General features: G+C 58.1%; 7 protein-coding genes. 6 read left to right on the top strand and 1 reads right to left on the bottom strand.

Going from position 1 to position 6,097, the window contains the following annotated elements; all coding sequences use genetic code 11:
* Window positions 1-105: 105 nt before the first annotated feature.
* Window positions 106-615 (bottom strand): YciE/YciF ferroxidase family protein, encoded by a 510-nt coding sequence (locus tag KDX30_RS29255; protein ID WP_027898837.1) that lies wholly within the window; start codon window positions 613-615, stop codon window positions 106-108.
* 298 nt (window positions 616-913) lie between these two features.
* On the opposite strand from KDX30_RS29255, the gene KDX30_RS29250 reads away from it, so the two are divergent.
* The 6 genes from KDX30_RS29250 (at window position 914) to KDX30_RS29225 (ending at window position 5,931) form a co-directional block, all read left to right on the top strand.
* On the top strand, window positions 914-1,507 hold the full coding sequence (locus tag KDX30_RS29250) for an amino acid synthesis family protein (RefSeq protein WP_095097144.1): 594 nt from the start codon (window positions 914-916) through the stop codon (window positions 1,505-1,507).
* A gap of 33 nt (window positions 1,508-1,540) precedes the next feature.
* Complete coding sequence (locus KDX30_RS29245; protein WP_122395290.1) at window positions 1,541-2,374, top strand: alpha/beta fold hydrolase; 834 nt, start codon at window positions 1,541-1,543, stop codon at window positions 2,372-2,374.
* Window positions 2,371-3,852 carry an aldehyde dehydrogenase gene (locus KDX30_RS29240; RefSeq protein WP_027898834.1) on the top strand — a complete coding sequence of 494 codons (1,482 nt, stop codon included), beginning with the start codon at window positions 2,371-2,373 and terminating at the stop codon, window positions 3,850-3,852. The genes KDX30_RS29245 and KDX30_RS29240 overlap by 4 nt, the downstream gene beginning before the upstream one ends.
* 76 nt (window positions 3,853-3,928) lie before the next feature.
* Complete coding sequence (locus tag KDX30_RS29235) at window positions 3,929-4,414, top strand: flavin reductase family protein (RefSeq protein WP_027898833.1); 486 nt, start codon at window positions 3,929-3,931, stop codon at window positions 4,412-4,414.
* Window positions 4,415-4,613: 199 nt separating this feature from the next.
* Entirely contained in the window at window positions 4,614-5,366 is a 753-nt protein-coding gene (locus KDX30_RS29230) for a GntR family transcriptional regulator (protein WP_027898832.1), read from the top strand.
* 1 nt (window position 5,367) lies between these two features.
* Window positions 5,368-5,931 (top strand): NUDIX hydrolase, encoded by a 564-nt coding sequence (locus KDX30_RS29225; protein ID WP_027898831.1) that lies wholly within the window; start codon window positions 5,368-5,370, stop codon window positions 5,929-5,931.
* Window positions 5,932-6,097: the final 166 nt, after the last annotated feature.

Raw genomic sequence — 6,097 nt, 5'->3', positions numbered from 1 at the left:
GCGATTGATCAGGCGAGATTCTTTTGACTGATCAATCGCTATCGCGAGCAAGCTCACTCCTACAGTCGATCTGGCGCGGTGTCATGGACACCGTGCCGTTGTGCTCTACGACGCTATCGTCGCCGCCTGATTCCCGCCCTGCTCGGCAATGGCCGACAGCTTTTCATCCGCAGACTTTTCCTCTGTCAGCGTCTCCCCCAATAGCTTGGCAGCGTCTTTCATGCCCAGCTGTTTCGCCATGGCAATCAACGTGCCGTAAGCAGCGATTTCGTAGTGCTCGACCTTCTGGCAGGCACCAATCAATGCCGCATCCAGCACCTCGCCTTTCTCGATCTCCTCAAGCAGCTCCTTGCTTTCCTCGACCAACCCTTCCATGGCTGCGCATTTCATGCGTTTGAGCTTGAGTTCGCCCTGCTCCACCAACTGATCGATTCGTTCGATCTGCCCATAGGTTTCTTCAAGATGCGCTTCAAACGCTTCCTTGAGCAGAGGATTGGTGGAAGCCCGCGCCAGACGCGGCAAGGCTTTGGTTATCTGCTTCTCGGCGCTGTAAACGTCGGACAGCTCATGAATGAAAAGGTCGGCAACGGTCGTTCTGGTGTTTGTCTTGGCCATACGGCACCTCGTAGATCGGTTATGAATCGTCTTTGAATTCCCGTGACGTAAACCGCTGCGAAAACACCTGAATGACGCAACCGTCAGTTAGGTGGAGTGGCACCCAAGTGGGCCGTTCAGGGAATCGAAAGCAATGCCGACGAAATGCATACCCGTTACCTGTTGGCCTCATCGAGTGGCGAGCCGATCTAGCCTTTATCTCTCACTGCGCACCTGACGCAGAAAAAATTTGCACGACCAATATTATGGTATACCATCATACGCAATACATTCAGTCACCCCATTCGGGAGTCCATCCATGAGTTTCGAAATTCGCAAAATCGTCTGCTATTCCGAAGAAACCCTGATCGAAGGCGGTAAAGCCAGCGACAAGCCGGTGACCATGGTGGGTCTGGCAGTAGTGATCAAAAACCCCTGGCTGGGTCGTGGTTTCGTTGAAGACCTGAACCCGGAAATCCGCGCACACTGCTCGGCGCTGGGCGAGTTGATGGTCAAGCGTCTGACAGATGCGATTGGCGGTGCTGACAAAATCGAGGCTTACGGCAAAGCCGCAGTCATTGGCGCTGACGGTGAAATCGAACATGCCTCCGCTGTGATCCACACCTTGCGCTTTGGCAACCACTATCGCGAAGCAGTCAAAGCCAAAAGCTACCTGAGCTTCACCAACAAGCGCGGCGGGCCTGGTACTTCGATTCAGATCCCGATGATGCACAAGGACGATGAAGGCCTGCGTTCGCACTACATCACCCTGGAAATGAAGATCGAAGATGCGCCTCGTGCCGACGAAATCGTCGTTGTGCTGGGTGCTGCCGATGGTGGCCGCCTGCATCCGCGCATTGGCAACCGCTACATCGATCTGGAACAGCTGGCTGCCGAAAAGGCTCAGCAGTAACCCTCCGTATCAAGCACAGGCCAGGAGCGCTCCATGATTCGGCTTACTGCTGAACGCACCCCGGCCGGGACCAGTTATCTGGCCACCGGCGAAGGCCATCCCGTGGTGTTGATCCACGGTGTGGGTCTGAATAAAGAAATGTGGGGCGGCCAGGTCGTGGGGCTGATGCCTCACTATCGAGTGATTGCCTATGACATGCTCGGCCACGGTGCCAGCCCGCGTCCCGCTGCTGATACCGGGCTGCTGGGCTATGCCGAGCAGTTGCTTGAGTTGCTGGAGCATCTGGGTCTGCCGCAAGCCACAGTGATCGGCTTTTCCATGGGTGGGCTGGTGGCGCGCGCATTTGCCCTGCACTTCCCGCAGCACTTATCGGGCATGGTCGTCCTCAACAGCGTATTCAACCGCAGTGCCGAGCAGCGCGCCGGGGTCATCGCGCGTACCGCTCAGGCGGCTGAACATGGACCGGATGCCAACGCCGCCGAAGCACTCTCGCGCTGGTTCAGCCGGGAATACCAGGCCGCCAACCCGGCGCAGATCGCTGCCATCCGCACGATACTCGCCGAGAATGATCCGCAGGGTTACCTGACCACCTACACCCTGTTTGCCACGCAGGACATGTACCGGGCAGACGATCTGGGCAATATCACTGCGCCAACACTGATCGCCACCGGCGAACTGGACCCTGGCTCGACGCCGGAGATGGCTCGCCAGCTGGCCTCGCGTATTCCCGGTGCCGAGGTTGCGATACTCGCTGAACAACGACATATGATGCCGGTCGAGTCGCCACGTCTCGTCAATCAGGTTTTGCTGGATTTCCTGCGCAAGGCCGAGGCTCAACACAATCAGGCAAAGGGGATCGTTGCATGACGCTCACTCGCTTTCAGATGTGCATCGACGGGCAATGGGTCGACGCCCTTTCGGGCAAGACCTTCCAAAGCCTGAACCCGGCGCTGGCCGAAGCCTGGGCCGAATTGCCCGACGCCGACGAAAGCGACGTGGACCGTGCGGTTCAGGCCGCACAGCAAGCCTTTGAGAATCCGGCCTGGCGCAAGTTGACCGCCACCGCACGAGGCAAGTTGCTGCGCCGCCTGGGTGACCTGATCGCTGAAAACAAGGAACAACTGGCGCAACTGGAAAGCCGGGATAACGGCAAGCTGATCCGCGAAACCCGGGGTCAGGTGAGTTATCTGCCGGAGTTTTTCCACTACACCGCCGGACTGGCCGACAAGCTGGAAGGCGGTACCCTGCCGCTGGACAAACCGGATCTGTTTGCCTACACCGTTCACGAACCCATGGGCGTCGTAGCCGGGATCATTCCCTGGAACAGTCCGCTGTATTTGACCGCCATCAAACTGGCCCCGGCACTGGCCGCAGGCAACACGATTGTTCTCAAACCATCGGAACACGCCTCGGCAACGGTGCTGGAACTGGCCCGTCTGGCCCTCGAAGCCGGCATCCCGCCGGGCGTGGTGAACGTTGTCACCGGCTACGGCCCAAGCACCGGTGCCGCCCTGACTCGTCACCCGCTGGTGCGCAAGATTGCTTTCACCGGTGGCGCAGCGACTGCCCGACACGTTGTGCGCAGCAGTGCTGAAAACTTCGCGAAACTGTCGCTGGAACTGGGCGGCAAGTCACCGAACATTATTTTTGCCGACGCCGATCTGGACAGTGCCATTAATGGCGCTATCGCCGGGATCTTCGCTGCGTCCGGGCAAAGCTGTGTGTCCGGTTCAAGGCTGTTGGTGCAGGACGAAATCTACGACGAGTTTGTTGAGCGACTGAGCGAGCGCGCCAAGCGTATTCGCATCGGCAACCCTCAGGATGATGCAAGTGAAATGGGCCCCATGGCCACGGCACAGCAACTGGCGGTGGTTGAAGGTCTGGTCGCCGACGCCCTGGCAGAAGGCGCAATATTGCGCACTGGCGGCAAGCGCCCGCAGATGGACAGCAGCGGCTGGTACTACGAACCCACCTTGTTCGAGTGTGACCGCAACTCGATGAAAATCATGCAGGAAGAAGTCTTTGGTCCGGTCGCTTCAGTGATCCGTTTCAAGGACGAAGCCGAAGCATTGGCCATCGCCAACGACTCGCAGTTTGGCCTGGCAGCAGGTATCTGGACCAAAGACCTGGGCCGCGCCCATCGTCTGGCCCGGGATGTACGTTCGGGTATCATCTGGGTCAATACCTACCGCGCAGTCTCCGCCATGGCACCCATTGGTGGTTTCAAAAACAGCGGCTATGGCCGTGAGAGCGGCATCGATTCGGTGCTGGCCTACACCGAACTCAAGACTGTCTGGATCAACCTGTCGCAAGCACCGATGCCTGATCCGTTTGTCATGCGCTGATCTTTAGTCACCCGCTCGTACATCTTGATTGATTAGCCACCCGAACCCAACAAGCCCAAAAAAGAGAGTCCCTCACATGATCGAACCCAGCATATACAAAGAAGTCATGGGCTCCTTTCCGTCAGGCGTCACAGTGGTTACCACCCTGGATGCGCAAGGCGGAATCGTCGGCATTACCGCCAGCGCTTTCAGCGCGTTGTCTATCGATCCGGCGCTGGTGCTGTTCTGCCCCAATTACGAATCAGACACCTACCCGGTCCTGCGCGACAGCAAGCGCTTCGCCATTCACTTGCTGGCCGCCGGGCAGAAGGCCGAAGCCTATGCGTTTGCAGGCAAAGGCAAGGACAAAGCGGCAGGTATCGAGTGGCACTTGAGCGAACTGGGCAATCCGTTGCTGAACAATGCTACCGCCATTATCGAGTGCGAGCTGTGGCGCGAATACGACGGCGGTGATCACGCAATCATTGTCGGTGCGGTCAAAAACCTGATCCTGCCAGAGCAGCCTGTGGTGCCGATGGTCTATTACCGGGGCAAACTGGGTGCCCTGCCGGATCTGGCCTGATCTGCAGCAGCCCCGCTTCGTTGCGGGGCAAACAGCCCATGATAAACTTCGCTGCGTTTTGCACCGGTCATCCCGGAAGCTTGCGCAACACAGCCTGGCGTGCGCAAATACACGCAATGCGCACCACGGCATACGGCATGCCGTATACAACACTGATCGTGCATTTTTTCAGTCAACTGTCACATCCAGAGTCAAACCCATGAAACGCCTGCCAATCGACGACTCCTTCAAGGTCAATCGCAATCCCATTACCCTGCGCGAAATCGTGCTGGATAAATTGCGCAGCGCCATCATGAATTTTCAGCTGCTACCGGGCGATCGCCTGGTGGAGCGTGATCTGTGTGAACGCCTCGGAGTGAGTCGTACTTCGGTCCGCGAAGCCCTGCGTCATCTTGAGTCCGAAGGGCTGGTGGAATTCGCCGACGCCAAGGGCCCACGCGTTGCGATCATCACCCTGGAAGACGCGTGTGATATCTACGAACTGCGCTGCGTGCTCGAAGGCATGATCGTTCAGTTGTTCACCTTGCGGGCCAAGGCCAAGAATATTCGCGCGCTGGAAAAAGCCCTTGAGGAAAACCGCAAGGTCCTCAAGGAAGGCGAGCTGCAACAAGTGCTGGATTCAGTGCAAAGCTTTTATGACGTACTGCTTGAAGGTTCGGGCAACCACGTCGCGGCTACGCAGTTGCGGCAGTTGCAGGCGCGTATCAGTTATTTGCGCGCCACGTCGGTTTCGCAGGAAAACCGACGCAGCGCCAGTAATGAAGAGATGGAACGTATCGTCGAAGCGATCAAGAGCGGCGACCCGCTGGCGGCCCATCAGGCTTCGGTGGACCATGTGCGCAGCGCCGCAAAAGTCGCGCTGGATTACCTCAAGTCCAAACAGAATGACGGCAGCAAGGTACGCGAGCTGTTCGCCCCCGTGGCCCTGAAAGAACCGCGTATAGGCCATTGACATGCCCGCCCCGCGCTTTTGCCCGCACTGTGGCAGCGCTGACCTCGTTCAGCGTGTGCCAGCGGGCGATACTCATCAGCGATTGATGTGCGGCGGCTGCAACTACATTCACTACGTCAATCCGAAGATTATCGCCGGCTGCATCATTGAGCAGGACGGCAAATACCTGTTGTGCCAACGCGCGATTCCGCCCCGGCCTGGAACCTGGACCCTGCCCGCAGGCTTCATGGAAAGCGGCGAAACCACCGAGCAAGCGGCTTTGCGCGAAGTCTGGGAAGAAAGCGGCGTCAGGGCTGAAATCCTCTCGCCCTACTCCATCTTCAGCGTCCCGGCGATCAGCGAGGTGTACATCGTATTCCGCGCCCTGGCGCTGGAAATCACCGGCCAGTTCGGTCCGGAAACCCTCGACTACAAATTCTTCGCCCCCGAAGACATTCCCTGGGACAGCATCTACTACCCGGCAATACGGCAAATACTCGAACGCTACATCGAAGAACGCCGGACCGGTTCGTACGGGATCTATGTCGGTAACGATGACACCGGCAAGGTGCATTTCATTCGTTGAAGCTTGCCTGGCAGCCGAGGGTTTCTGTGGGAGTGGTCCCGGTATCCCTGACACCGCGCTGTCGCTAAGCAAACACGGACCCTGTAGGAGTGAGCTTGCTCGCGATTCGGCCTGTCAGTCGATGAATATATTGCCTGTACTGGAGCTATCGCGAGCAAGCTCACTC

This window comes from Pseudomonas quasicaspiana, from assembly GCF_021147825.1.
GTDB classification, from domain to species: Bacteria; Pseudomonadota; Gammaproteobacteria; order Pseudomonadales; family Pseudomonadaceae; genus Aquipseudomonas; species Aquipseudomonas quasicaspiana.
Note: the sequence above shows the minus strand (reverse complement) of the source record. Positions and strands in the feature narration are given on the sequence as shown.